This window comes from Enterococcus sp. DIV0294 (assembly GCF_050558155.1).
In the GTDB taxonomy this organism is placed as follows: domain Bacteria; phylum Bacillota; class Bacilli; order Lactobacillales; family Enterococcaceae; genus Enterococcus; species Enterococcus faecalis.
In genome coordinates this window covers 66,362-89,796 of the sequence record NZ_CP187889.1, presented here as the reverse complement: position 1 = coordinate 89,796, position 23,435 = coordinate 66,362, and the positions used below count along the sequence as shown (strand labels likewise).

General features: G+C 36.8%; 26 protein-coding genes. 7 read left to right on the top strand and 19 right to left on the bottom strand.

The window, feature by feature from the left end:
* Positions 1-7 precede the first annotated feature (7 nt).
* Entirely contained in the window at positions 8-163 is a 156-nt protein-coding gene (locus IGJ20_RS00420; RefSeq protein ID WP_002356109.1) for a hypothetical protein, read from the bottom strand.
* 71 nt (positions 164-234) lie between these two features.
* On the opposite strand from IGJ20_RS00420, the gene IGJ20_RS00415 reads away from it, so the two are divergent.
* Together IGJ20_RS00415 and IGJ20_RS00410 are read left to right on the top strand one after the other, a co-directional pair.
* Complete coding sequence (locus tag IGJ20_RS00415) at positions 235-1,722, top strand: helix-turn-helix domain-containing protein (RefSeq protein WP_202522264.1); 1,488 nt, start codon at positions 235-237, stop codon at positions 1,720-1,722.
* Positions 1,716-3,200, top strand: a complete 1,485-nt coding sequence (locus IGJ20_RS00410; RefSeq protein WP_202522263.1) for a helix-turn-helix domain-containing protein — start codon at positions 1,716-1,718, stop codon at positions 3,198-3,200. Before IGJ20_RS00415 ends, IGJ20_RS00410 begins: the two co-directional genes overlap by 7 nt.
* A 155-nt stretch (positions 3,201-3,355) precedes the next feature.
* Here IGJ20_RS00410 and IGJ20_RS00405 read toward each other — a convergent pair whose 3' ends face one another.
* Positions 3,356-3,535 carry a hypothetical protein gene (locus IGJ20_RS00405; RefSeq protein WP_002381345.1) on the bottom strand — a complete coding sequence of 60 codons (180 nt, stop codon included), beginning with the start codon at positions 3,533-3,535 and terminating at the stop codon, positions 3,356-3,358.
* A gap of 20 nt (positions 3,536-3,555) precedes the next feature.
* Entirely contained in the window at positions 3,556-4,791 is a 1,236-nt protein-coding gene (locus tag IGJ20_RS00400) for an MFS transporter (RefSeq protein ID WP_002356101.1), read from the bottom strand.
* Positions 4,792-5,156: 365 nt separating this feature from the next.
* Between IGJ20_RS00400 and IGJ20_RS00395 the strand changes: the two genes are divergently transcribed.
* Both IGJ20_RS00395 and dfrD read left to right on the top strand, forming a co-directional pair.
* Positions 5,157-6,200: an IS1595-like element ISBsp6 family transposase gene (locus tag IGJ20_RS00395; RefSeq protein ID WP_076611814.1), complete on the top strand. Its 1,044-nt coding sequence runs from the start codon at positions 5,157-5,159 to the stop codon at positions 6,198-6,200.
* A 102-nt stretch (positions 6,201-6,302) separates the two neighbouring features.
* On the top strand, positions 6,303-6,791 hold the full coding sequence (gene dfrD, locus IGJ20_RS00390) for a trimethoprim-resistant dihydrofolate reductase DfrD (protein WP_063844481.1): 489 nt from the start codon (positions 6,303-6,305) through the stop codon (positions 6,789-6,791).
* A gap of 190 nt (positions 6,792-6,981) precedes the next feature.
* On the opposite strand, the gene IGJ20_RS00385 is transcribed toward dfrD, so the two are convergent.
* The 10 genes from IGJ20_RS00385 to IGJ20_RS00340 all read right to left on the bottom strand — a co-directional run bounded on the left by IGJ20_RS00385 (position 6,982) and on the right by IGJ20_RS00340 (position 12,717).
* Positions 6,982-7,248: a hypothetical protein gene (locus tag IGJ20_RS00385; protein ID WP_202522262.1), complete on the bottom strand. Its 267-nt coding sequence runs from the start codon at positions 7,246-7,248 to the stop codon at positions 6,982-6,984.
* Between the two features lie 9 nt (positions 7,249-7,257).
* Positions 7,258-7,563, bottom strand: coding sequence for a hypothetical protein (locus tag IGJ20_RS00380; RefSeq protein ID WP_192189857.1), 306 nt, complete (start codon positions 7,561-7,563; stop codon positions 7,258-7,260).
* On the bottom strand, positions 7,560-8,945 hold the full coding sequence (locus IGJ20_RS00375; RefSeq protein ID WP_202522261.1) for a DUF2974 domain-containing protein: 1,386 nt from the start codon (positions 8,943-8,945) through the stop codon (positions 7,560-7,562). Before IGJ20_RS00375 ends, IGJ20_RS00380 begins: the two co-directional genes overlap by 4 nt.
* Entirely contained in the window at positions 8,945-9,460 is a 516-nt protein-coding gene (locus IGJ20_RS00370; protein ID WP_104845339.1) for a hypothetical protein, read from the bottom strand. Before IGJ20_RS00370 ends, IGJ20_RS00375 begins: the two co-directional genes overlap by 1 nt.
* A 164-nt stretch (positions 9,461-9,624) precedes the next feature.
* A complete protein-coding gene (locus tag IGJ20_RS00365) occupies positions 9,625-9,867 on the bottom strand; it encodes a GlsB/YeaQ/YmgE family stress response membrane protein (RefSeq protein WP_002356092.1) in 243 nt (80 codons plus the stop codon).
* Positions 9,868-9,890: 23 nt separating this feature from the next.
* Entirely contained in the window at positions 9,891-10,451 is a 561-nt protein-coding gene (locus IGJ20_RS00360) for an Asp23/Gls24 family envelope stress response protein (RefSeq protein ID WP_002356090.1), read from the bottom strand.
* Between the two features lie 58 nt (positions 10,452-10,509).
* A complete protein-coding gene (locus IGJ20_RS00355; RefSeq protein WP_002383483.1) occupies positions 10,510-11,022 on the bottom strand; it encodes an Asp23/Gls24 family envelope stress response protein in 513 nt (170 codons plus the stop codon).
* Between the two features lie 12 nt (positions 11,023-11,034).
* Positions 11,035-11,226, bottom strand: coding sequence for a DUF2273 domain-containing protein (locus tag IGJ20_RS00350; protein WP_002356087.1), 192 nt, complete (start codon positions 11,224-11,226; stop codon positions 11,035-11,037).
* Positions 11,227-11,238: 12 nt separating this feature from the next.
* Positions 11,239-11,811, bottom strand: a complete 573-nt coding sequence (gene amaP, locus IGJ20_RS00345; protein WP_002381343.1) for an alkaline shock response membrane anchor protein AmaP — start codon at positions 11,809-11,811, stop codon at positions 11,239-11,241.
* A 12-nt stretch (positions 11,812-11,823) separates the two neighbouring features.
* A complete protein-coding gene (locus IGJ20_RS00340; protein WP_231414742.1) occupies positions 11,824-12,717 on the bottom strand; it encodes an SDR family oxidoreductase in 894 nt (297 codons plus the stop codon).
* Between the two features lie 273 nt (positions 12,718-12,990).
* Between IGJ20_RS00340 and IGJ20_RS00335 the strand changes: the two genes are divergently transcribed.
* Positions 12,991-13,644 (top strand): Crp/Fnr family transcriptional regulator, encoded by a 654-nt coding sequence (locus IGJ20_RS00335; RefSeq protein ID WP_002356081.1) that lies wholly within the window; start codon positions 12,991-12,993, stop codon positions 13,642-13,644.
* A gap of 42 nt (positions 13,645-13,686) precedes the next feature.
* Here IGJ20_RS00335 and IGJ20_RS00330 read toward each other — a convergent pair whose 3' ends face one another.
* The 5 genes from IGJ20_RS00330 to ruvA form a co-directional block, all read right to left on the bottom strand.
* Positions 13,687-14,604 (bottom strand): helix-turn-helix domain-containing protein, encoded by a 918-nt coding sequence (locus IGJ20_RS00330; protein ID WP_202522259.1) that lies wholly within the window; start codon positions 14,602-14,604, stop codon positions 13,687-13,689.
* Positions 14,605-15,140: 536 nt separating this feature from the next.
* On the bottom strand, positions 15,141-17,480 hold the full coding sequence (ygjK, locus tag IGJ20_RS00325) for an alpha-glucosidase (protein WP_202522258.1): 2,340 nt from the start codon (positions 17,478-17,480) through the stop codon (positions 15,141-15,143).
* Between the two features lie 177 nt (positions 17,481-17,657).
* Positions 17,658-18,356, bottom strand: a complete 699-nt coding sequence (locus IGJ20_RS00320; RefSeq protein WP_202522257.1) for an N-acetylmannosamine-6-phosphate 2-epimerase — start codon at positions 18,354-18,356, stop codon at positions 17,658-17,660.
* Positions 18,357-18,497: 141 nt separating this feature from the next.
* Positions 18,498-19,514, bottom strand: a complete 1,017-nt coding sequence (gene ruvB, locus IGJ20_RS00315; protein ID WP_002381340.1) for a Holliday junction branch migration DNA helicase RuvB — start codon at positions 19,512-19,514, stop codon at positions 18,498-18,500.
* A 12-nt stretch (positions 19,515-19,526) separates the two neighbouring features.
* The gene (ruvA, locus tag IGJ20_RS00310) at positions 19,527-20,141 is read right to left on the bottom strand and encodes a Holliday junction branch migration protein RuvA (RefSeq protein WP_002361491.1); all 615 of its coding nucleotides are present in this window, start codon (positions 20,139-20,141) and stop codon (positions 19,527-19,529) included.
* 218 nt (positions 20,142-20,359) lie between these two features.
* Between ruvA and IGJ20_RS00305 the strand changes: the two genes are divergently transcribed.
* Positions 20,360-21,346: an LLM class flavin-dependent oxidoreductase gene (locus IGJ20_RS00305; protein WP_202522256.1), complete on the top strand. Its 987-nt coding sequence runs from the start codon at positions 20,360-20,362 to the stop codon at positions 21,344-21,346.
* Between the two features lie 14 nt (positions 21,347-21,360).
* Complete coding sequence (locus tag IGJ20_RS00300) at positions 21,361-21,585, top strand: DUF896 domain-containing protein (protein WP_002356070.1); 225 nt, start codon at positions 21,361-21,363, stop codon at positions 21,583-21,585.
* A 46-nt stretch (positions 21,586-21,631) separates the two neighbouring features.
* Here IGJ20_RS00300 and IGJ20_RS00295 read toward each other — a convergent pair whose 3' ends face one another.
* On the bottom strand, positions 21,632-23,311 hold the full coding sequence (locus IGJ20_RS00295) for a peptide ABC transporter substrate-binding protein (RefSeq protein WP_010822420.1): 1,680 nt from the start codon (positions 23,309-23,311) through the stop codon (positions 21,632-21,634).
* Between the last annotated feature and the right edge of the window lie 124 nt (positions 23,312-23,435).

Here is a 23,435-nt window from a genome sequence, read left to right as displayed (position 1 = left end):
AAATGTTTTATATAAACTGGTTGTTTTTCTTAATAATTTTTTGCTCTACCATTTTTTGTCCATGTTTTCTTCCATTTGACACATTCAGTTCTTCTTGATTTTTAAGAATAGATACAGTAGCATAAGAACAACTAGTTCTTTCACTGGCAATCGTCAATGTCATTTAGAAAAGAATGCCCTATCTGTATTATCTGAAAAATCAAACAATCATAACCAATTAGAAAGGTGGTTATTATGTATAACTTATTAACCAAACAGGAAATTCAGTTACTTTCCCTAATTGAATACTTGTATGACAGTAAAGAAAAAGTCCCCATGCAAGTACTCCGACGAAAATATGAATTTTCCCATTACAATATCAACAATTTATTGAATCAATTAACTTTGTTAATTTCTCGAGTCAATACACATGAAAATGTACATATTCGCATCATTAATAATCAACAGTCCATAGAATTAGTTGCCGATGAAAATATCCCGATTGAGTTAATGAAAGAAGCTGTTGTCCGCGGGTCACTAACCTATATGCTAGCCCTGGATTTACTTTTAAAACGCTACACTTCAGCCAAAGATTTTTGTGAAGAGCACTTTATTAACTTTTCTATTTTTAAACAAGTCAGTGACCGTTTAAATAATCATCTAGCTAGATTTAATTGTTATTTAAACTTAAAAAGACGAGAAAAAATTTGTGGTAACGAGAAAGATTTTCGCAGTTTCTTTTATTCCTTATTCTTCATTTCAGGAACTTCTCTAGTACCATTTCTATCTAAGACTAATCAAGCACAATTGCAGAACTTCATTGAAATCATCAAAAACCGTTATCCTTACTTTACATATACCGATTTACGCAAATTAAAATTAATTATGTCCATAGGTTTACTCCGTTACCAATCTGATTTTACAATCAGCGATTATCCTGAAATTGCTACGATCAATTTAGCCTTTCCTTATTCAGAATTTCAATTATTAGTGAATGATTGTTTTATTAATGAACAAAAAGAACCCGACACATGGCGGGCTGAAATTCGTTTCTACTATGATTTTTTCAGTACATTAACGATGTATTCACTTGAACAAATAGAAACGGTCAACTTTGCCAACTTAGCGATTATGGGCATGGATGAAAGTCCCCATGTCACCTGGATTTTTGAAAAATGTACGCAATTACAGTTGGATTTAAGCGCAATAGAAGTGGTCTTTTTGTTGGTTAATTTATCTAATGCCAGTGAACGACTGATTCATTTCCCTGTGGAAGAGGAATTGAGCTATGAGGTTGCTAACGTCTCTTTGTATGAAAAGCAATACCCAAATGTTTCGCGAACAACCAACTATTTCTTAAAGCGTTTGCCTTTTGACAAAGAGCACCCACTAGATGCATTATTTAAAGAAACCATTTTTTTAATTATTCGGAGTGTTTTATTAAACAAACAAATTCCGGTTAAAATTTTACTTCATTCATCTATTAATCAGATACAAGAAAATTGGTTAGCGAAAGAAATCAATAATTATTGTGATGTTCCTTTGAAATTCGTCAATCATATTCAAGAAGTGCCTGACCTAGTCATTACTGACAAAAATAATCCGCTTTTTCACGCCAGCAAAACCTTTTATTGGTATCCCGTTCCTTATTTAGACGAATACTATAACCTAAAACAAGTAGTTCGTAAAATTTATTTTGCCAAATTACGTGGGGAAAACAGTTTGGAGGGAATCGGATGTTAACAGGATTACTTGATGTACCTTATCGTAAAAGTTTTGCTCTTTTAGAAGAATTACTCGAACGTCGTGAAGCAGAAGAACAAACATTGGCGATTTCTACTTTAGCGACTCAATTAAAAATGCAACAAACTACCATTCTACAGTCCGTGGCTTTGCTCCAAGCAGAAATTGAAAAAAAAGGCTGGGAGAACTTATTTTCTTTATCAGCAAATGCCAAAGAAATCACATTTTGGTTTGCACCCTATTTCCAACTGTCGTTTTTGATGCCCTACTTTGTCAAAAAAAGTTTCGCGTATCAAGTACTGACCTATGCCTTTAACCATAATGCAATTGATAGCAAACATTTTGAAAAAGTCCTAGAAATTTCTTCATCAACCTTTACGCGAAAAATTGGACAATTAAACCAATGGCTCCAAAAATATCAGATTGAAATCAATTTAAAACGTACCAATGTGTTGGTGGGCAAAGAAAAAGATATCCGGATTTTCTTTATGATGCTTTTTTGGAACAATTACTCTGAAGGGGATTGGCCGTTGCACACGATTACTAAAAAAGAAGTCCATAGTCTCTTTCGACGTTTAAAACACTCTGTTTCTTTCAATACAACACAAGATTTTACAAAAGACTTAATTTTTTCTGCTGTGATTTTAGCGCGTTGGAAAGAGGGCTTTTTTATCAAAGAAACTTTCGTGGAGGAAGAAGCGATTGTTAATCCCTTTGTTAATCTGAGTGAATTTGAATTGTTTTTTAAAGAAGAAGCCTTACACCAAGTTCCAACAAAATTTATACAAAAAGAAGGCCTTTTTGCCTTTTTCTTATTAACGATTAGTGTCAGCTACGCCACACAAGATGTCTTGGAAATTCCAGCAGCACGCATGCATATGATCCAGCTATTAGGCTCACCCATTAAAGAGATCATTTATCAACTAACGTCTTTTTATCAAATTAAATTGACATTTCACGAGTATCTTTATCTATATACTTCTATCCAAAATTTAAGTGTCTTTTTTAAGACCTTTGTCACGATTGCCAATCCATTTGTGCAAGAAAGCTTTTTAAAAGAAGCACTTCAAAAAAATCCAAGTCTCTACAAAGATGTGAAGCGCCTTACAATTGAAATGCTTCCGACATTAATTGGCAATGAAAAATTGTTAGTTGACTGCTTGTTTATTCTTTTTTGTACATTGAAAACGAAATCTTTACCACCGATTCGTGTCTTAGTAAGGATCAATCAAAGTAATTTAATTTTAGATACCCTTTATGAAAAGCTAGGTAAAGCCGTGGATAAAAAATTAATTTTTGTCGCTTCACCAGAAAAGCCTTTCGATGTAATTATTACAGATATCTTTTCAGAAGTTAGTGTCAAATCAACGGTTCCCACTTATTATGTTGATTTTTCTGCTAGCATTGGTGAACTAGCGCAAAGCTTAGAAAATTTAAATACACAAATTGTCACCAAACAAAGTCCACGCCACTTTTAAAAGTTTTCACGTGAAACATTTTAAGTGATAAAAATTACAAAAAACGCCAAAAGGTAGCAGTTTTTCTGCTACCTTTTGGCGTTTTTTACGAAAATTTTCAATGTTCCACTCTAGTGATACCGAAACGTCAAACATTCATTTACTAACTACTCACTTTACATGACGTTGTTATTTTCTGTCACCAATTCTAGCTCTTGCAAGTAATGATCCAAAGTCGCGTGATGTTGATCGACATCGGCTAACTCTGTTTCAATTTTAGCTAAACGCGTGTTCATGCGTTGAATTTCCGTTAGTGTTTGTTGTAAAACGTTTAAAATCCGTTCATCGTTAGGCATTGAAATCACTCCTTGTCCATTTATAGTTCTGAGCCGTGTTCAATCTCTTCAATCGTTTCAAGAGACAAATCTTTGGCATCATTTTTAGCTTTGTGGAAGACCATATATAAAATGGTACAAACGATTGGGATACAGCCTGCTAAGAAGTACATTTGTTGGAATGACATAAAGTTACGTAATTCACCTAAAACGTACGGACCAACCCCTAATCCAAGGTCTAAACCGATGAAATAAGTCGATAAAGCAATCCCGATACGGTGAGGACTTGGGCTTTCTTGAAGACAAACCGCTTGGCCATTTGACATGAAAGTACCATAACCTAAGCCAATTAACCCACCTGAAACTAATAACATCCAACCAGACGTAGTCATACTTAATAAGAATAAGCCTAGTGTTAAGAAAATGTAGCTTGGATACATGACGTAGCGTTCACCTTTGACATCGAAAATCCGACCTGTCGATGGACGTGTTAAGGTAATCACGACCGCATAGACGATAAAGAAGAAGGTGCTGACGTCAACTAAATCGATTACTTTGACATAAGAAGATAAGAAAGATAAGACACTTGAATAAGCAAGACCCATTAAAAAGGCGATAAATGTAATAAATAAAACTTTCTTTTCAACAAAACTATCAAAATTCCATTTAGATAAAGCTTCACGATGTTCAGGTGTTAACTCAATATTTTTCACTGGGAAAATGAAGCAAGCAATGGTTGTTAACAAAATTAAAATAATTGAAAAGTTAATAATGACATGGAAGTTGGAAACATTTAACAATAACATCCCAATAAATGGCCCAATGCCGGCTGCTAAACTAGTACTCAAACCATAATAATTGATCCCTTCCCCTTTTTTATTTTTAGGGATATAGGCGGTAACAATTGCGTTGGTCGCTGTCGAAACGGTTCCGTAACCAAACCCATTTAAAAAACGGACCAGATAAAGAATGCCCATACTTGGCATATACATATACGCAACAGTCGTTAAAAGATAAAACAAAGCCCCATAACGTAAGACTTGTTTGCGCCCAATCAGTTCAAGGAGTTTTCCCATGAAAAGTCGTGCAAGCAATGTCCCGATGATGTAAATTCCTGAAGCCAGACCCGCTTGACCTAAAGTAGCATGTAAGCTATCTTGCGCAATCACCGCAATAATAACCATTAATAAATAATAAACAAGATAGACAATGAAATTAATCACTGTAATACTGATAAAGCCTTTATTCAAAAGCTTTGTTGGTGTTTGTTCTGTCATAATTCTTTGAATTCCTCTCTCTTTTGTTCTGTTTATTTTGTGTTGCTATTTTTCAATAAAAGACCGCTATCCCCTCACTTTGATGACTTATCAAAAAATTTTCTGAAATTCATTTGCAGTTATTACTATACGAGATATCCGTTACAAAAAAATGTAAATTTGTGAATGATAAACGTTATCTACAAATAACTTCAACAAATGTTGTTGATTTTTATTGAAGAAAGAGTCCTCAACTATTCTCAAAATATCGAATGGTTGAGGACTCTTTCTTTTAATTAGGCTCTGTTAAAGTTAGTTGTTGATAATTGATTTTAAAGAACGAATGTTCTATAATCGAACTAACTACATTAGGGTTGGTGATGATTGTGAGAGCGACTGAAATCCTTAAAGCCATTCAAAAATTAAATCCCGCAGAGAAGCACAGATTGCGTGAATATTTAATTGATGCACTAAGAGCATCAAGTTCGACTGGAACCGTTCTTCACGAAATATCTGAACGTAAGAATAAGAATGGGTATGAATGTCCTGATTGTACATCAGAACATATTGTTCGCTTCGGTAAATATACAACAATCGTTGATGGTGAAGAAGTTAAAAAGCAACGCTATCGCTGTAAGGCTTGTAAAAAGACATTTACCGACCTCACAAATACAGTTCTCTATCGAACTCGTCACCTTAACCAGTGGATTAAATTTATTGAGTGTATGATTGAAGGTTATTCTCTTCGGAAGTCTGCTAACTTAATCGGCAACATTACTCACGTCACTTTATTTTATTGGAGGCACAAACTATTATCATCGTTAAAGCAAATGGAAATACCAAATTTTGAAGGTATCGTTGAAATGGACGAGACCTATTTCTTGTACTCAGAAAAAGGACAAAGAAAAATTAAAGGTAGAAAACCTCGCAAACGTGGTGGTTCAGCAAAGAAACGTGGCATAAGTAATGAACAAGTGTGTGTATTAGTTGCAAGAGACCGTGACAAGACCACTATTTCGCAGATATTAGGTATGGGTAGATTAACGAAAGTACAGTTAGATAAAGCCATCGGGCATAAGCTTTCAAATGAAAATATACTATGCACGGATTCTTGGCGTGCATTTAAAACATATGCTGCTGAAAAGGGAATGGATATTTACCAATTCAAGTCCGATGGTAAAATTCGTACAAAGGGGCTTTACCACATCCAGAACGTGAATAATTATCATAGAAGACTAAAAGGTTGGATACAACGATTTAATGGTGTTGCGACCAAGTATTTAAACAATTACCTTGCTTGGTTTCAGGTCTTAGAAAGTATCCAACATCAAAGAAATGAAGTAACAATGAATGATTTGATAATCAGAGGGAATTTAGTACAGAATTCAGAAACTTATGATACAATTAGGTTAACTAAATTTGCTGTTTAAACAGTGTTTCTTATTCAACTAACGGGCAGATTTGTTTAGTAAGGATTTCAATATGGAAATAGAAATGCATGGTAAAATAGGTTAAAAAGGATGTGGTCATTCTTGAAAATTTCTTTAATTGTTGCGATGGATAAGAAAAGAGTAATCGGCAAGGATAACGACATTCCATGGAGAATTTCTAGTGATTGGGAATATGTAAAAAACACTACAAAAGGACATGCAATCATATTAGGTAGAAAGAACCTTCAATCAATCGGAAGGGCTTTACCTGACAGAAGAAATATTATTTTGACTAGAGATAAAAACTTTAACTTTAAGGATTGTGAAATTGCCCATTCAATAGAAGCTGCATTTAAGTTATGCGAAAATGAAGAAGAGGTTTTCATTTTCGGGGGAGAACAGATATATGTTATGTTCTTGCCTTATGTCGAGAAAATGTACGTTACAAAAATTCATCATGAATTCGAAGGAGATACATTTTTTCCAGTAGTTAATTTTGACGATTGGAAAGAAGTATCTGTTGAAAAAGGAATAAAAGATGAAAAGAATCCTTACGATTATTATTTTCATATATATGAGAGAATTCGTTAAACTAACGGAGAACGTTAGTTGGATTGGTTAAAGGCAAATATGATCATATGATCTTCCGCAAAAGGGTGCTTTAGTTGAATAAAACATTATTATTTAATAGAACTTCCAGAAAAATGGAAGTTCTAATTTTTTACCTTATAGCAACAATAAACTTTAACATAGCCTTTAATTAAAAATAAGTTCACATCTATTACAAACTGTCTATAGTTTGACTCTGTATGTCTAAGACATCGGTTACTTTTTGGCCAAATTGTCCTTGGATCGACTTTTCTAAGCCAGTATTTGCATTTTCTATTGAGCGTTTGGCTTGTGCTAAAGCACTTTTTCCCCTTCGCTTGCTTTTCTGTACTTTTTTACTCTGTTGTTGTAACAGCGATAAACCGAGAGACTGCGCTGTTACTTTTTGCAGATTCTTTTGGTATTCTTTCCATAATTTCTCCAATAACTCCATGAACATCCTCCTTCGTTAACTTTCCCGCTGTGCATTTAATTTTCTATACGTTATTTCTAACTCTTCCCTCTGACGGTAAAGTTTTCTCTTAGCATGACTTACTTCTTCTGAAAAGTCATATTCTAATCGGACAAGCGCTTGTCTCGCTTGTTGTAGTGGTTGCTGATTTTCGGCAATCATTCGAATAGCAGACTGAATGTTATAATAGGTTTCTTCAGCGAGTTGTTGGCTTTTTCTCTGATAAGAAGCTAAGAGCATTTCTTGCTCATCTAACTCCCGCAATTGTCTGCGGCATCTTTCTAGCTCATCGGCTGTCGTCATGTTAAGGCTCCTTTCAGTTGGTTCGCTAATTCTTGATCTCTCTGAACCAATTCATTTATTTTAGCGGTAATTTGTTGGGTTAATTGAACAAATGAAGTTCTAATACGATTGATTTTGCTGAATTTTTGCTGGAAATATTCCAGATCTTGGTCAACCATCGTTTGTTTCGTACATTGGACTTGATCCATCGCCTCTCTCATTTCTGCATACGAAAGTTCTGGTGTATGTCGTTGAATGAGTTGCAATCCGTTTTCCCAATCTTCTTGTAATTCTTGCATCACTTTTTTGTAAATATGTAGGCACTCTTCCATCGCTACATCAAATTGTGATGCGGCGACTTTAACAACCGCTAAGGCTTGACTATCTTCTAAATAAATCCGTTCATTACTAGATAATCCGCCACCGCTCGCCGTTAAAGAAACACGTAATTCATTCAACTGATTAAATTGTTTCAGTTGTTCTTGAAGCCATTTGTTTTCTTTTTTTAAACGGTTGATTTCTACCAATGTCTCAGGATTCGTGCCGTCGTAAGTCTCCAACCCACGGATTCTATTTTTATTTTCTAAAATCTGCTGCGCCAGGATGGTTTGCTCGATTGCAACGCCACCATGCCCACCTGAATAGACAGCAATATCGCCAAATTTATCAATATAATTACCGGCATCATCAGTTTTAAACATATCCAAATCATGGCCGAACGTCTTTTTAACCCAACCGACAATTACGCCACTATAATTATCAACTCCAAAACTATAAAAAGGAATTTTCCCTTGTCCACCTGTTACAAAACTGCTGGTGACCGCATCTGAAGTATCATAGAAATTAATAATTTGACCTTTGTAGTTTTTAATTTTTTCGTCTGTCAATCCTGAACCAGCCGCACCATACGTGATGGCATTGTAGCCTTTCAAAACCGCAACGTAAATAGCTTCGGCACCACCAAGAGAATGACCCGTCGTGTTAATTGTATAGCCAGCTTCAGGAGAATATTGGCGCTCAATCTGACTGGCATATGTTAAAGCAGATTGGAACGCTCCAGCTTGGTGTTTATCATTAAAACCAATTTCTCGAAAATTGGTTTTCCAATCTTGCCATGATTTGGTACCAGCGTAGACAATGGTTAGATTTTGGTTGATTACGGATTGGGGATAGCCTGGTACACCCTTTATATTTTTATCATTTTTATATTCATCTTTGATTTCTGCCACTGTCATAGCTTGCATGCTGTTTCTTCTTGGTTTATGTTCGTATCCGAGGGTATCTTTATCGGTGTCAATGGTATCGATTACAATGTGATTTGTTCCTTTTATTTTCTCATTGATTTGAACATTTTCTTTCTCTACCTCATATACTTTTTTTGAAATTTTTCGATAATTATCCATTACTTTATCCCTCCTTCATCATACACAATTAAGTCTTCTGGCATTCTTTCCTTTGTAGGTTTGTCTTTTTTCTCAATGTAATAAGGGCCATTGCCTGTACTATTTGTTATGCTATAAATAAATTTTTCAGTTTCTGCTGATATCGTGTCTAAATCCACTTCTTCTTCATACACGTCGTTGATTGTAAAATAAACTTCTAATGTATTCATTGCTCCTACTGAAAAACTGGTAAATTCTACTTTGTTAACGTCGTAGTATTTTGCAATCTCATCTAATTTATTTGAATACTCTCGATAACTCAATTCTCCATTTCCCTTATTATATTTCTTCTCTAATTGTGCTCTTTCTTGCTCATCAAATGTATAAATTCGGTAGTTATTATACAAATAGTTCGCTAAATCTGTTTGGATTTCGTGTAGTTTCGCTTTTTCTTGTTCGTCCATATACCATTTTCCTCCAATTCCTATGATTAAAATAATGAGTAGTCCGATTAACCATTGTTTCCTATGTTTCACTGATTCACCTCCTTTTTGCCACGCAACGACTTTTTAATTAAATTTTAACAAAACCACCTATCAAAGGAAAGTTATATTTAATCTAATTCTAATAAACTGAATAATATTAAAGAATATAAAAAAAGAGTTTGGACAATCGCCCAAACTCTTCTGAAAAATATTCTCTATTTTCGTCCTAAAATCCATGAAACAATGGCAACTAAAATCACTGCCCCGATAATCGATGGCACAATAGCCATCCCAGCTAAGCTTGGTCCCCATGTGCCTAAAATGGCTTGACCAATTGTTGAACCAACTAACCCTGCAATGATATTGGCAATAATGCCCATCGATGATCCTTTTTTAGTAATTGCTCCAGCGATTGCCCCAATGACACCACCGACAATTAATGCCCAAATAAAGCCCATGATTGTTTCCTCCCTTTAACTGTTTATTCTACACGTGGTTCCATATTTTCTTTGACTTGTTCTGTTCCTTTATTCACAGCTTTTTTTGCTTTTTCTGTTTGTTCAGAAGCAAATTCACCGGTACTTTTGGCAGCGCCTGTGACTTTATCTTGAACCGTTTCGCTATCTTCTTCGTATTCTTCTTTTGATTTGATATCAACTACGTTAACATTCACTTCAATCACATCTAAGTGGGTCATTTTTTTCACTTCACGGCTGATTAATTCTTTCATTTTTTCGTAAATGTCTTGAATATCTTTGCCGTATTCTACCACGATATCCATATCAACAGCGACTTGTTTTTTACCAACTTCGGTATCAATACCCGCTGTGACGTTATCTGTGTTTACTAATTTTTCAGCAATATTTGAGAAAAAGCCGCCATCGACTGTTAATAGACCATCGACATTTTCTAAGGCTAAACCGATAATTTTTTGAACGACTTTATCTTCAAATGTTAATTCACCTTTGATTGCATGATCTTCTGGTGTGTGTGGTCCGTTTCCTGCTGGTTTTGGTACATTATTGAATTTTTCGTTACTCATGGTTCATTCCTCCTAGTTTCTTCTATTATTGCTTTATTTTTAATAAAATAATAACCCATTATTGAACACGAGGTGCCGTGTTTTCTTTGACTTTTGTCTTGCCTTTAGTTACCGCATGTTTGGCTTTGTTGGTTTGTTTTGACATAAAACTACCTGTCGCTTCAGCGGCGTTGCCAAGTTTATCTTGGACTGTTTCACTTTCTTCTTGGTACTCTGCTTGTGTTTTGATATCTACTACGTTGACATTGACTTCGATTACTTCCAAGTGAGTCATTTGTTGGACTTCACGAGTAATAACCTCTTTCATTTGATCATAAATGGTCTCGATATCTTTCCCGTATTCGGCTACAATGTCCATATCCACTGCGACTTGTTTTTTGCCGACCTCGGTGTGAATGCCTGTTGTAACATCTTCACTGTTAATCATTTTATCTCGTAAATTCGAGAAAAAACCACCGTCCACAGTTAACAAACCGTCGACTTCTTCCAAAGCAATGCCAATAATTTTTTGGATTACTTTATCCTCAAACGTCAACTCACCTTTAACAATCGATACATTTGCATTTTCCATAGCCAAAACCTCCTATTTATGATGAAAATAATTTTTGACAATGCCTGTCTGTTCCAAATACAAACCTAGCCAAATACCTAGTCCTGTCAGGAGTACTACTAACAATGTTTTAAAGAAGCCGATTGACAGAAACAAGATTGCAAAAACCAAGCCGACTAGGCCACCAATTAACGGAACGGCATATTGTTTTATCCATTCAACCATTGTACATCCCTCCTACTCCACACGTGCTTGTGTTTGCTGTTGTTGTGGTCGTTTCATTGATTGAATATCTTCAAAATGAACATCAATCGTAATCTTGTGACCAGTTCCCACCAAACGAGCAAGCCGTTCTTCCATTGTTTTTGACCAAGCTTCTGTTTGTCCAATTAAATCTGCCGTTCGTTTCAGTGTGCCTTTAACATTGACCTTAATGCGCCGTTTTGTCGCCTTTACACGAATGGTTGGTGCTTCCAGAAAGTCACTGTCTTGCAAGCTAGAGCGTACAAATCCTTCGATAGCTTTACGGTGTAACACCAACTTTCCTTGCTCTTCTTTTAATTCAAACGTGCCTTTTCTTCTTGGGAATAAAAGAATGAATAAAAATAGAAAGAGCATAATTCCTAGTAAAACCAGCGCTACCCAAAAGATTGCTTGACGTGCGTACTCGTTGTCTTGCAAGAACCATTGGACATTATCTGGTGGTTGCCAAGCTGTATCGGCTGACCAAGTGGTGATGGCCACCGCGCCAAATAATGCCATTAAAATCAGTGAACCTAGAAGCAAAAGTATTTTAACAACTTTATTCACGGAACATCCCTCCTAAAGATTAATTGCTTCTCCACCAGTTACGCCATAAACTTGAGCCGTAACATAACTTGCATCATTGGACGCCAAGAAAACATAAACAGGGGCTAATTCAGCAGGCTGACCCGCACGTTCCAGTAAAGAATGTTGCCCAAATTCTGGCAACTCTTCAATTGGTTGTCCATGATCTAACTGTAACGGTGTCCAGATTGGTCCTGGAGCCACGCCATTTACCCGAATGCCTTTTGGTGCCAGTTGTTTTGCTAAACCAACGGTAAAGTTGGCAATTGATGCCTTCGTTGCTGCATAATCCAACAAATGCTCACTTGGATTAAAGGCTTGGACGGAAGTCGTTGTCACAATGCTACTTCCGGCAGGCAAGTGAGGCACTGCTGCTTTGACAATGCCAAACATCGCAATAATATTGACATGGAAAGTGTCTATCACTTGTTCCATTGGCAATTCTTCAATAGCGGCACAGGAAATTTGTTGAGCTGCATTTAAAACGAGGGTATCCAAGCCGCCTAAAGATTCACGAGCTTGTGCAACCAATTCTTCAGGTACCTGTTTATCTCTTAAATCTGCTGGCAAAAGAACGACTTTTCGGCCAGCTTCTCGTATATAGTGCGCCACTTCTTCGGCGTCTTTTTCTTCACCTGGGAAAAAATGTAATGCAATATCTGCACCTTCGCGAGCAAAAGCAATCGCCGCCGCTCGTCCAATCCCAGAATCACCGCCTGTAATTAATACCCGACGATTTTCTAATTTGTGATTTCCGACATAGCTGTCTTCCCCACAATCTGGTTTAGGGACCATTTTGTCCTGTAATGCGGGAGTTTCTTGATCTTGTTGCGGAAATCCATCACTATAAAATAACTTTCTTGGGTCTTTTAAGTTTGGTTCTGTCATTAAATCTCCTCCCTTTCTACTATTACCTTAATACAATTTTTTCTTTTTGAAAAATATTTGAGCACATAAAATAAAAAAAATATTTTTAATACTCATTAAGCGAAATTTTTGGCAAAATTATCTAAAAGCTGATTTTATTTTTCAAAATAGCGTTTAATTGACCTTTTTTATCAACATTTGTTATTGACATATGATGTCCAATTCGCTTAAATAAGAAAGAAGCCCAACAGGCAAAAACAAAAATATTTAGAGATAATTGAGGAGTTACCGCCAATGAGAAATGTTTTACAAGACTACTTAGATGAACATTCCTTTCGAGTCGTTGTAAAAAAGAAGAAAAATTATTTAACTTATGAAGGACTGCAAGATCGTTATGCCTATATTTTAAAAAGTGGCATCATCAAAACTAGCGTTATTTCCAAAGACGGTCGTGAATTTAATTTACGTTATATCAACAATTTGGAAATTGTTTCATTGCTACGTGATGAATATTCAGAATTTATTGATGCACCTTTTAATATTCGCATCGAATCTCCACAAGCAGAACTTTACCAAATCGACCGTGTTCAATTTTGGCGGGATATCAATAATAGTAAAGACTTGCAAATGTATGTCAAAGAATACTATCGGGACCGTTTAATGCATTCCATGAAAAAGATGCAGCAAATGTTGATGAATGGCAAATTTGGGGCCGTTTGTACACAAATCTATGAAATGTACGATTCATTTGGCGTAGAAACAGAGGAAGGTATTTTAATTGATTTCGTGGTGACCAATGAAGAAATTGCGCATTTTTGCGGGATAACTTCTGCTAGTAGCGTTAACCGGATGATGCAGCAACTAAAAGAGTTAGGGGCAATCGAATTACGTAACCGCAAAATTTTGATTAAAGATTTAGATATGATTAGAGATAACATTATCGTTTAACATCAGCACCCCCCGCAAGTTTGACCTTGCGGGGGGTGCTTTTTATTTTTCAGTGACAATATTCACAGGAAATTGTCCATAATCTAAATTAAATGTCCGACCAGCCGTCAGCTGAAGCATTTCTTTTTTCATGCCTTCCGCCAAACGTGCATCCCCAAAACTTTCAATCATATCAATAACGGTGATTACTTCTTTATAATATCTCATTTTGCCAGTGTACAGATAATACGTAAGATTTTTTAAATAACGTAAGTTAAAATGAATATAGTAGATTTCGGCAGGAATCGTGGTAACACTCATCAACGCTAAATACTCCCGGGCTTTCGCATAATTTTTCTTATAAAGTTGCGCTGTAATGATATTCAGGTAAAAACCATAGGCGACATTTAATGTTTGGATGTCGCGTAATTCAGCATCTTTGACAGGAAACATCTGCTCAAGAATCTGAAGGACTTCATTTTCAGAAAACAAGGCGGCAGGATTAGTCACCATTTGATAATCGTAGTATGTATAGTAGCTTTTGCTAGAGATAAGTGCGAGAATTGCCATTCGATCAGTTTCATCAAATTCTGGAATTTCCTCCCAATCATTACTGAAAGTTAGCTTAATATCTGTATAAATAGACATCTCTACTGCGTTTTTTTGGGGATTGCGCTCTAATTGATAAAAGTAATGAATCAGGTTCTTTTTTTCACTTGTATTGTTCAACCCCATTTGACAACATTCAATTTGATGCATAATTTTAGATGAAGCCGTACTTCTTGTTTCAGAGACCATATGAAAAAATTCATTAAAGGTAATCCCAAGTGACTGTAATGCTGTCATTAAATCCTCGTAACTTAGCTTGGCTTCACCAATTTCGATTCTTCGATAGGTTTGTTTCCCTTTTTTTGGTAAAACATCTTTCTGAGCAATTTTTTTCTTTTTTCTAAAATACTTTAATGCCTCTAACACATCCATAATATGCTCCTTTCTATTAAAAAGTTAATATTAAGTATTATTTTTTTATTAACTAAAATATAATATTTTCTAAAAAATTATTTCTATGAACTTTAATATTATCGAATAATATATTTATTTGAATTATTTTTTTTGCACATTATAATTGTTAGACGTCAACAAATTTAAAAAAACTTTTCTAATTCGTTCTTGAAGAAACTAAGATATCTGTCTTATAATGAAATTCAATATAACTCAGAGCAGGAGGTGTCGCAATGTTTGGTTTCAATATTAGTTTATTTCTTATTACTCGGTTCCGTTAAACCCACTCTTCACTAACCATTGTACAATCAATTCCATTTAATATCTATTTCATTTTTATTAAATAACATTTTTAATAAAAGTACATATCGTTTATTTTTAGATATTTTATTTAATTATTTTAAATATATTTATTTAAACAAATAAATTAAATTTAATTAAATCAGAGGGAAACAGATTGTAGCAAGTGAAGAAAAAAATAGCTCTTGAGAGATATTTTCTCAAGAGCTGTTTTTCTATTTTATTTCAAAAGCGGTTTGCGTTGTGGGATTATTACTTAATAAGGTGTTTTTATACAGTAAATAGTACGCTGCCGCTGACCAACTAAAGTTTTTCGTACTTAGGCCCTTCCCTGTCAGTGGATCATAATTTTCATGAATAGGTCCTTCTCCCATCAATCCTTCGGCATGTAAGAAGAGTTTTTGTGTCATTTCTTTTGCTTCTTTTGTATAGTCATAGTTTTGAAGAGCTTCTACACCAAACAAGGCTTGATCAAGCCAAACTGGTCCCCGCCAATATTTCGTTGCAGCAAATTTTTCATTGTCTTTGGATGCCGTTGGGAATGGCATAAAGGTATTGAACATTTCTTGATTCATCATGTTTTTCTTAACTGCCGCCGCCTGTTCTTTGGTCGCTACTTTTGCCCAGAGCGGCAACCAGCCTTCTGTTCCTTTGCCACGATTGACTAACAATTTTGTTTTCGAGCCGTCTTCATTTATTTGTAAGTCATAGAAGAAGCCCGTTTTTTCATCAAACATATTTTCTTGAATATATTTTTTTAGTTTCTTCGCTTCTTTTTGATAGTTCTTATAGTCCTCTTTTTTGCCTAGTTCTTCTGCTATCGAAGCTAAATAGCCCTTTTCAGCGTAGAGATACGCATTCAAATCCACTGATTCTTGATTAATCGAATACCCCACTACTTTTCCTTTATTTTTGTTTTCAAAAACTTTAACTCCATCATCGCCTTTGCCCACACCTTCTTTGTCAAACCGTGTAGCGTTATCCATGCCACTTTCCCACGCGGCTGCTTCAATAACAGCATCATCATCCACTTTAGGTTGGCCATTTTTATCTTTAATGATTTGATCCTTGTCGTCTTTTTGCCAGTGGGCATCACTGACCATGCTTCCATATTCTGCTATCCCATTTTTATTGTGGTCTCGGTTGGTATACCACCAATTGTGATAAGCCACAAGTTTGGGATACATTTCTTTTAAAAATTCCTTATCTTTGGTTTCTTGATAAATATGCCAAACTGCCCATGCAGCCAATGGTGGTTTAGAATTTCGTTCATTCCAGTTGCCACCTTCACCACCACGCGCACTGTCTTGATTGTAAAAGACAGCATCAATGATCGCTCCTGCATCTTGTGGACGTACGGTATCATCTTTTTGAATTTGATAATCAAACAAGGCCCGCATATTATTTTTAGCTAACTCAGGATTAAAATCAGCCGTTGCTACATCCGCTTTCCACGAATCCCAAGCCCACATACCAATAAACCATTTATAAGACATGGACGGAACAATCCCGTCATGCTTAAAGGCACCTGCCGCACTTCGCCAATTGGTATTAATCGTTTCAATCGATTTGACTAGCGCATTTTGATATTCAGGAAATTCTGCTGTTTTCTTTTGATCAAACGTTTTATCTAGATATCCTTGCCATCTTTGCTTGTTCTCTTTGAAATAGCGCGCCGCATTTTTGGTATATTCGGGTGCTTGTTGTTGTTCCTTTGCCTCTTCTTCTTTTGTAAAAGTATAGCTTTCTGTCGTATAGGTGTTGTACGTTTGTTTAGGCTTCAATTCAATTGGTTCAGCGGTCGCTGTATAATTCCGATTATCAATTTTTGTTGAAACTTTATCCGCATGATGAATCGTATATTTTGTGTCTTTCGTAGCAAAATAATTCCACGTTTCTCTGACTTCGCCAAAATTCACTTGAATGTCATTGTCTTTAGCAGTTAAACGAGTGCCAATATCTAAGGTTTCCGTTCCCTCTTGAATTTTGTCAAAGACCGCACCTGTCCAGCTTGCTTCAAGTGACAAGGGCTCTTCACCAGTGTTTTCAAGTGTCGTTTGGATAAGCGCCGTTCGATTGCTGACAAAAATTAAAGCTAAATGAATCGTTAGATCGTCTAATTCATAGGTTTGCTCTAGGCGCCCAGGATAATAAGACAGGTCCATGCGGTTGCTTTGGCTTAAATCATAGGTTTCTCCCGTTTTTTTATTTTTGACCGTTAATTTGTTTAAACTTGCCGCCAAGTTTACTGGATATTCTTCCGCAATAATCAATGGCCCCGCAAAACCACCCAGTAGCTCTTTATTGCTTTTTTCAGGTAAATAGTAGCCATGCCATGCACCTAAATCAGAAAAATTATTAAAATAATTGGTATCGTATACGCCATTCGTCCGTTCGGTTGGTGATGCACTCACATCTAAAACATTTGCAAATTCATCAACTTTTGTTTTTTCAACACTTGCTTGCACTTCCCCGCTTAACGCAAAACAGCTGACTACGGTGATTCCTAACGCTAACCAAGTAGACACCCGTTTCTTTTTTGATAAACCCTTCATAAAACCCCTCCTATAAAATGATAGCGCTTTATACACTGATTTATTATCAGCAAGGACTATGCCAAATGGAGTGTATCCCTTTTTATTATTGAAAGATTCAACTTTCTCTAGAAAAAAAGCGACCGTATCGAAGTGTATTGATCAAAAAATAACGAGTGTATCGATAGTGTATTTAGTTTATGCTTGATTCTGTTTTATTTTCGTAGCTTCCACAAATTTTTCAGTAATTTTTTGCGGTCGTGTAATAACAGATCCCACCACCACGCTATAGGCACCTAGCTCCAGAACACGTTGGACTTTTGCTGGCGTATCAATCATTCCTTCTACAATGATTGGTGTAGTAAAATGCTTCTTTGCTTCTCTTAACAGTTCAAAATCATTTTGTTCAATCCGCTGATTTTCACTTTGCGGCGTATAGCCGACTAACGTTGTGCCAATATAATCAAAACCTAACTCCGCCGCTTCAATCATCTCTTCCAGTGTGGAACAATACGCCATCCATTCTTGGTTAGGATACTTTTCTTTTATTCTTTTGAAAAATGTGGCTAACGTTTCGCCATTTGGTCGTTTCGAATGGGTTGCATCGAGAGCGATAATTTCTGGCTGAACAGCCATTAATTCATCTACCTCACGCATAGTTGCGGTAATATATACTTCTGCGTCAGGATAATCTCGTTTAATAATCCCAATGATTGGTAAATCAACCTCTTTCCGGATTGCTCGAATGTCTACCACAGAATTTGCTCGAATACCTTTAGCCCCTCCTTGTTTAGCGGCCAAAGCCATCTTGGACATGATAAAGGAACTATGCAACGGTTCGTCTGCCAACGCTTGGCAAGAAACAATTAATGCCCCTTTGATTTCTTTATTCAACATTGATCCCTCCAATTTAAAAGCGATTACAAACACAGTATACCTACAACAGCTGAAATATGCCACTCTTCTAAATAAGAACAAACGTTTCACGTGAAACAAAAGAAAGCAAGCGGTTAAGGCTTGCTTTCTTTTGACTTATTTTTAATTTTTACGACCCTCTAAATAATCATACCCAAAATGTGCATACGCAAATGGCGTTGCAATTCGTCCTCGTGGTGTTCGTTTAATGAAACCTTTTTGAATAAGATAGGGTTCATACATATCTTCCACCGTTTCGGTTTCTTCACCGATATTTACAGACAAGGTACTTAAACCAACCGGACCGCCGCCGTATAAATCAATCATTGTTTTCAACAATTTTTGATCGACATAATCCAAGCCTTGATGGTCCACTTGCAGTAAGGTTAACGCTTTGTCTGCAATCGCTCGGTCGATTTTGCCATCTGATTGGACTTGGGCAAAATCACGGACACGTTTTAACAAACGGTTAGCAATTCGGGGGGTTCCTCTTGAGCGGCGCGCAATTTCAAAGGCACCTTCCTCAAAAATCTCCGTTTGAAAAATATCCGCGGAACGAAGAACGATTTCTTTTAAATCCTGCTCTTGATAATACTCCATGTGAGAAATAATTCCAAAACGATCTCGTAATGGCGCTGAAAGCATCCCTGCCCGTGTGGTAGCGCCCACTAAAGTAAAAGGCGGTAACGGAAAATGAACGGGATGTGCCGTGGTTCCTTGACCGACCATGATATCAATGTAAAAATCTTCCATTGCGGAATACAGCATTTCTTCCACCACTCGCGGCAAACGATGAATTTCATCGATAAATAACACATCACCAGGCTCTAATTCGTTCAAAATAGCGACTAAATCTCCCGCCCGTTCGATGGCTGGTCCACTTGTGGTACGAATGTTCACATTCATTTCATTGGCGATGACCATCGCCATTGTCGTTTTCCCTAAACCTGGCGGACCATAAAGAAGGGTATGATCCAACGCTTCATTCCGATTTTTCGCCGCTTCAATATAAATCGTTAGTTCTTGTTTTACTTTGTCTTGACCAATATATTGTGCTAAAAATTGTGGACGTAACGATTTTTCAATTGAAGCTTCTGCTTCTTGACTTGCAGCTGAAAGCAACCGTTCTTCTTCTGTCATCGTTATTCCTCCTTAGCGTTTCATCATGAATTTTAACGCATTGCTTAAATAAACATCTGTCGTTGTCTCACCTAACGCTTCCAATTGCTTAGTGATACGCTTAATCTCTCGGTCACTGTAGCCTAGGGCACTTAATGCTTCTAACGCTTCTGCCAATGCTTGATTGCTTGTTGTCACCACTTCGGTTGCGGTCATGGCCGCAACCGCTGCTTCGGAAGACTCTAATTCGCCTAGTTTTCCTTTTAAATCTAAAATCATTTGTTGGGCTGTTTTCTTGCCAACACCTGGGAACTTCGTTAAATATGTAACATCTTCCCCTTCAATTGCATTGATTAAACCACCATGATCAGCCACAGAAGCCATGATAGCTAAACCACTTTTAGGGCCAATTCCAGAGACACTGATTAATTTTAAGAACAATTGTTTTTCTTCTAAACTGCCAAAACCAAATAATAGCTGTGCATCTTCCCGCACGACTTGGTGAAGATATAGTTTAATATCCGTATCCATTTTTCCTGAATAGCGATACGGGTTATCGACTGAAATCTGATAGCCAATGCCATTTGTTTCAACGACAATATAGTATGGGCTAACAAACGTTACTTTTCCAATAATATATTCGTACATGTTGTCACCTTTCCAATTGCTGATTGCGTACATATGTTCCATTTTAACACAAAGCATCAAAAAGCCATAGCGGAGAATTTTTTATCATCGACCTTGGCTACATTTATTTGTTACTTTTCGCTCACTAGGGAATTAAAAAGTGCGTACTGTTTTTTTTGACATGCTTGCGTGATAATAGCGGTAGCTTCAAAAAAATAACTAAAAAGGAGACTACATACATGAAATTAAGTATCTTAGATCAATTAACGGTTCCTAAAAATCAATCAGCAAGCGACACATTACAAGAAGCCAAAGAGCTCGCTCAATTAGCGGAAAAACTTGGTTACACAAGAATTTGGTATGCCGAACATCACGGCTCAGACGCCTTTGCCAGTGCAACGCCAGAAATTTTAGTTGCACATATTGCTAGTGCCACCGAAAAAATTCGTGTTGGCGCGGGTGGCATTATGACCATGCATTATGCGCCATTTAAAGTCGCAGAAACGTTTAAAACGTTAGCAGCTTTATATCCTGATCGAATCGATTTAGGCATGGGCCGATCGCCTGGCGGCAGCCCTTTAACTACGTTGGCGTTAAATAATGGTCAGCCACCACAGCTAGACCAATTTGATAAATTACCTGAAATTTTACTCTTTTTAAGAGAGGAATTTCCTGAAGATCATTTATATTCTAAAATTTCAGCTGTTCCGCGGGAAGTTCTATTACCACAACCCTGGTTACTAGGTGCTAGTAAAGAAAGCGCACGTTCAGCTGGTGAATATGGCATTAATTTTTCCTTTGCGCAGTTTATTCATGGACATTTGCCCAAAGAAGTATTGTCAGCATATTACAAGCATTTCCGACCAGTAACTGAACAACGAGAGCCGCAAGTGAGCGCTGCGTATTTCACTTTTGCCGCCGACACGAAAGAAGAAGCAGAATACCATGCGGCTAGTTTCGAGCATTATATCTTTGCCACCGAACATGGGCTTCCAAATAAATTTTTATCGTCAGAAGAAGCCCTAGCTTTCCCTTACAGTGAAATGGACAAACTGGTTTTAGAACAAAATAAACAACGCTTTGTCATTGGCAGTAGCCAAGAAGTTGCGGAGTTTTTCCACCAACAAGAAGAACTAGGGTTGACAGAAGCAATGCTAATCACCCCAGGTTATGACAAACAAACGCGCTTTCAATCGTTTGAACGCCTAGCAAAAGAATTATTATAGAAAGGAAATGAGAAATGTTAGAGGTTTTAAAAAGAATTAATACGCTTGCACAAAAAGAGCGTGAACAAGGTTTAACATCTGAAGAACAAGCTCTTCGTGTCGATTTGCGACAAGAATATTTGCGGACCATTCGTGAACAATTCAATAAAACATTAATGGGCGTCACTATTTATGATCCTACTGGTGAAGATGTAACCCCAGAAAAATTAAAAGAAGAACAGCAGAAATATTTTGATTAAAAGAGACACAGAACAGTCGATTTGACTATTCTGTGTCTCTTTTTAACTACTCTTCTGTCACATATGTCCACTTATAATCATATTGTGCGCCAGCACCATGGGCAACGACGCCTTTCACTTCTTTACTGCGTAGATGGGCAGTCGCCTTTTGATAAAGTGGTGCTAGAGCGGTCTCTTCACCAATCAATAACTTCTCAGCCTTAACCATGTCTTCCCAACGTTTTTCAGGATCTGAAGCATCTCTTGTGGCAGAAGCCTCGATCAACTCATCGTAGGCTTTACTTGAAAAACGCCCGCGATTATAGTTATTACCAGTAACAAAAAGGTCTAAGAAACTACTTGGATCTGCGTAATCCGCAGCCCAACCACCTAAGATTGTCTCAAAATCGCCGCGACTACCTCGATCAATTCGAACTGAAAACGGCACTGGGCTCACTGTTACATCAATGCCCTCTAAAGTATCCTTTAACGTACCTTGAATATATTCCGCTAACTTTTTCGTAGAATCGACATCATCGGCAACAATATCCATTTTGAGTGTTGTTATGCCCAATTCTTTCTTCGCTTTTGCCCAATATTCTTTTGCTTTTTCTGGGCTATATTCAACAATTTTTTTATTTTCATCAGCAAAATCTTTGTCATCTGTCGGCGAATACGACATCCCTTCTGGAATTAAGCCGGTAGCGACTACTGAGCCGTCGCCTAAAATTTTATCTACTAATGCGTTGCGATCAATCGCTGCTGAAATTGCTTTGCGTAAATTCACATTATTATACGGTGAATTTTTATCTCGCTGATTAAATTCCAAATAGCTGGTTCGTGCTTCTTTTTCGATAACCAATTCTGGATCCTTCGCCATTTGCTGGGCCAATTCGCCACTTAAAATAACATCGTCTGCTTGACCATCTTGGAATAAGTTCAAGGCAGTTGGCGCCTCCTTGACGACATCAAAATTGATTTTATCTAATTTGACATTGTCTTTATCCCAATAGTTTTCATTTTTTTCCAAAGTCCAATTGGTATCTGAGCCAGCCCCTTCAAAGTTAGCTAAGACAAACGGACCATTATAGACTGCTTTTTCACTGGAAGCAGCGTAATCTTTGCCATATTTCTCTACGATTGCCTGATGTTGCGGGAAAAATAGTGGAAAGGCCAGTAAATAATCAAAATATGGTGTTGGTTTTGCCAGTTTAATTTCTAGCTCGTAATCTCCGTTTGCTTTAATGCCTAATTCAGAGACTGGTTTCTTACCAGCTACAATATCTGCGCCGTTTTCAATCATTTCTAGAAAATAAGCATACTCAGCGCCAGTCTGAGGATCTGCTGTACGTTGCCAACTAAAAACATAATCGGCAGCTGTGACAGGATCACCATTGGACCATTTTGCTTCTTCTCTTAGTTTCACTGTGTACGTCAGACCATCATCACTGACTTGCACTTTTTCTTTAGCCCCTGCTGGTTGCGGCTTGCTTTTATCATCTAAACGATAAATTCCTTCATACGCATTATTCAGTGCCGTAAAACTAATTGTATCTGTTCCTAAAGATAAATCTGCAGAAGGCATTTCTTGTTGAACTACTACTTTAAATTCTTGTTTAGCGGCAGTTTTCTCTGATCCGCCCTTTGCTTTTTCGGCGCCAGCTCCCCCATCACCACCACAAGCAGCTAAAACTAACAGCGTTGTTAAACTTAACCCGATAAGTCCTTTTATACGTTTACTTTTCATGCCTTTCTCCCTTCACAGAAAAAACTCTTCATTTTTTAATTTTTAGAATATTCTTATAATACTAAAATTAAAAACAAATGGCAAGCATTAAAATAAAAAAAGAACCAATCCCGAAGGACGGTTC

What these genes read in the sequence shown, in the direction of transcription:
- IGJ20_RS00420 (WP_002356109.1), bottom strand. Translation starts at nt 163, where the DNA reads ATGACATTGACGATTGCCAGTGAAAGAACTAGTTGTTCTTATGCTACT.
- IGJ20_RS00415 (WP_202522264.1), top strand. Translation starts at nt 235, where the DNA reads ATGTATAACTTATTAACCAAACAGGAAATTCAGTTACTTTCCCTAATT.
- IGJ20_RS00410 (WP_202522263.1), top strand. Translation starts at nt 1,716, where the DNA reads ATGTTAACAGGATTACTTGATGTACCTTATCGTAAAAGTTTTGCTCTT.
- IGJ20_RS00405 (WP_002381345.1), bottom strand. Translation starts at nt 3,535, where the DNA reads ATGCCTAACGATGAACGGATTTTAAACGTTTTACAACAAACACTAACG.
- IGJ20_RS00400 (WP_002356101.1), bottom strand. Translation starts at nt 4,791, where the DNA reads ATGACAGAACAAACACCAACAAAGCTTTTGAATAAAGGCTTTATCAGT.
- IGJ20_RS00385 (WP_202522262.1), bottom strand. Translation starts at nt 7,248, where the DNA reads ATGTTCATGGAGTTATTGGAGAAATTATGGAAAGAATACCAAAAGAAT.
- IGJ20_RS00380 (WP_192189857.1), bottom strand. Translation starts at nt 7,563, where the DNA reads ATGACGACAGCCGATGAGCTAGAAAGATGCCGCAGACAATTGCGGGAG.
- IGJ20_RS00375 (WP_202522261.1), bottom strand. Translation starts at nt 8,945, where the DNA reads ATGGATAATTATCGAAAAATTTCAAAAAAAGTATATGAGGTAGAGAAA.
- IGJ20_RS00365 (WP_002356092.1), bottom strand. Translation starts at nt 9,867, where the DNA reads ATGGGCTTTATTTGGGCATTAATTGTCGGTGGTGTCATTGGGGCAATC.
- IGJ20_RS00360 (WP_002356090.1), bottom strand. Translation starts at nt 10,451, where the DNA reads ATGAGTAACGAAAAATTCAATAATGTACCAAAACCAGCAGGAAACGGA.
- IGJ20_RS00355 (WP_002383483.1), bottom strand. Translation starts at nt 11,022, where the DNA reads ATGGAAAATGCAAATGTATCGATTGTTAAAGGTGAGTTGACGTTTGAG.
- IGJ20_RS00350 (WP_002356087.1), bottom strand. Translation starts at nt 11,226, where the DNA reads ATGGTTGAATGGATAAAACAATATGCCGTTCCGTTAATTGGTGGCCTA.
- IGJ20_RS00340 (WP_231414742.1), bottom strand. Translation starts at nt 12,717, where the DNA reads ATGACAGAACCAAACTTAAAAGACCCAAGAAAGTTATTTTATAGTGAT.
- IGJ20_RS00335 (WP_002356081.1), top strand. Translation starts at nt 12,991, where the DNA reads ATGAGAAATGTTTTACAAGACTACTTAGATGAACATTCCTTTCGAGTC.
- IGJ20_RS00330 (WP_202522259.1), bottom strand. Translation starts at nt 14,604, where the DNA reads ATGGATGTGTTAGAGGCATTAAAGTATTTTAGAAAAAAGAAAAAAATT.
- ygjK (WP_202522258.1), bottom strand. Translation starts at nt 17,480, where the DNA reads ATGAAGGGTTTATCAAAAAAGAAACGGGTGTCTACTTGGTTAGCGTTA.
- IGJ20_RS00320 (WP_202522257.1), bottom strand. Translation starts at nt 18,356, where the DNA reads ATGTTGAATAAAGAAATCAAAGGGGCATTAATTGTTTCTTGCCAAGCG.
- ruvB (WP_002381340.1), bottom strand. Translation starts at nt 19,514, where the DNA reads ATGACAGAAGAAGAACGGTTGCTTTCAGCTGCAAGTCAAGAAGCAGAA.
- ruvA (WP_002361491.1), bottom strand. Translation starts at nt 20,141, where the DNA reads ATGTACGAATATATTATTGGAAAAGTAACGTTTGTTAGCCCATACTAT.
- IGJ20_RS00305 (WP_202522256.1), top strand. Translation starts at nt 20,360, where the DNA reads ATGAAATTAAGTATCTTAGATCAATTAACGGTTCCTAAAAATCAATCA.
- IGJ20_RS00300 (WP_002356070.1), top strand. Translation starts at nt 21,361, where the DNA reads ATGTTAGAGGTTTTAAAAAGAATTAATACGCTTGCACAAAAAGAGCGT.
- IGJ20_RS00295 (WP_010822420.1), bottom strand. Translation starts at nt 23,311, where the DNA reads ATGAAAAGTAAACGTATAAAAGGACTTATCGGGTTAAGTTTAACAACG.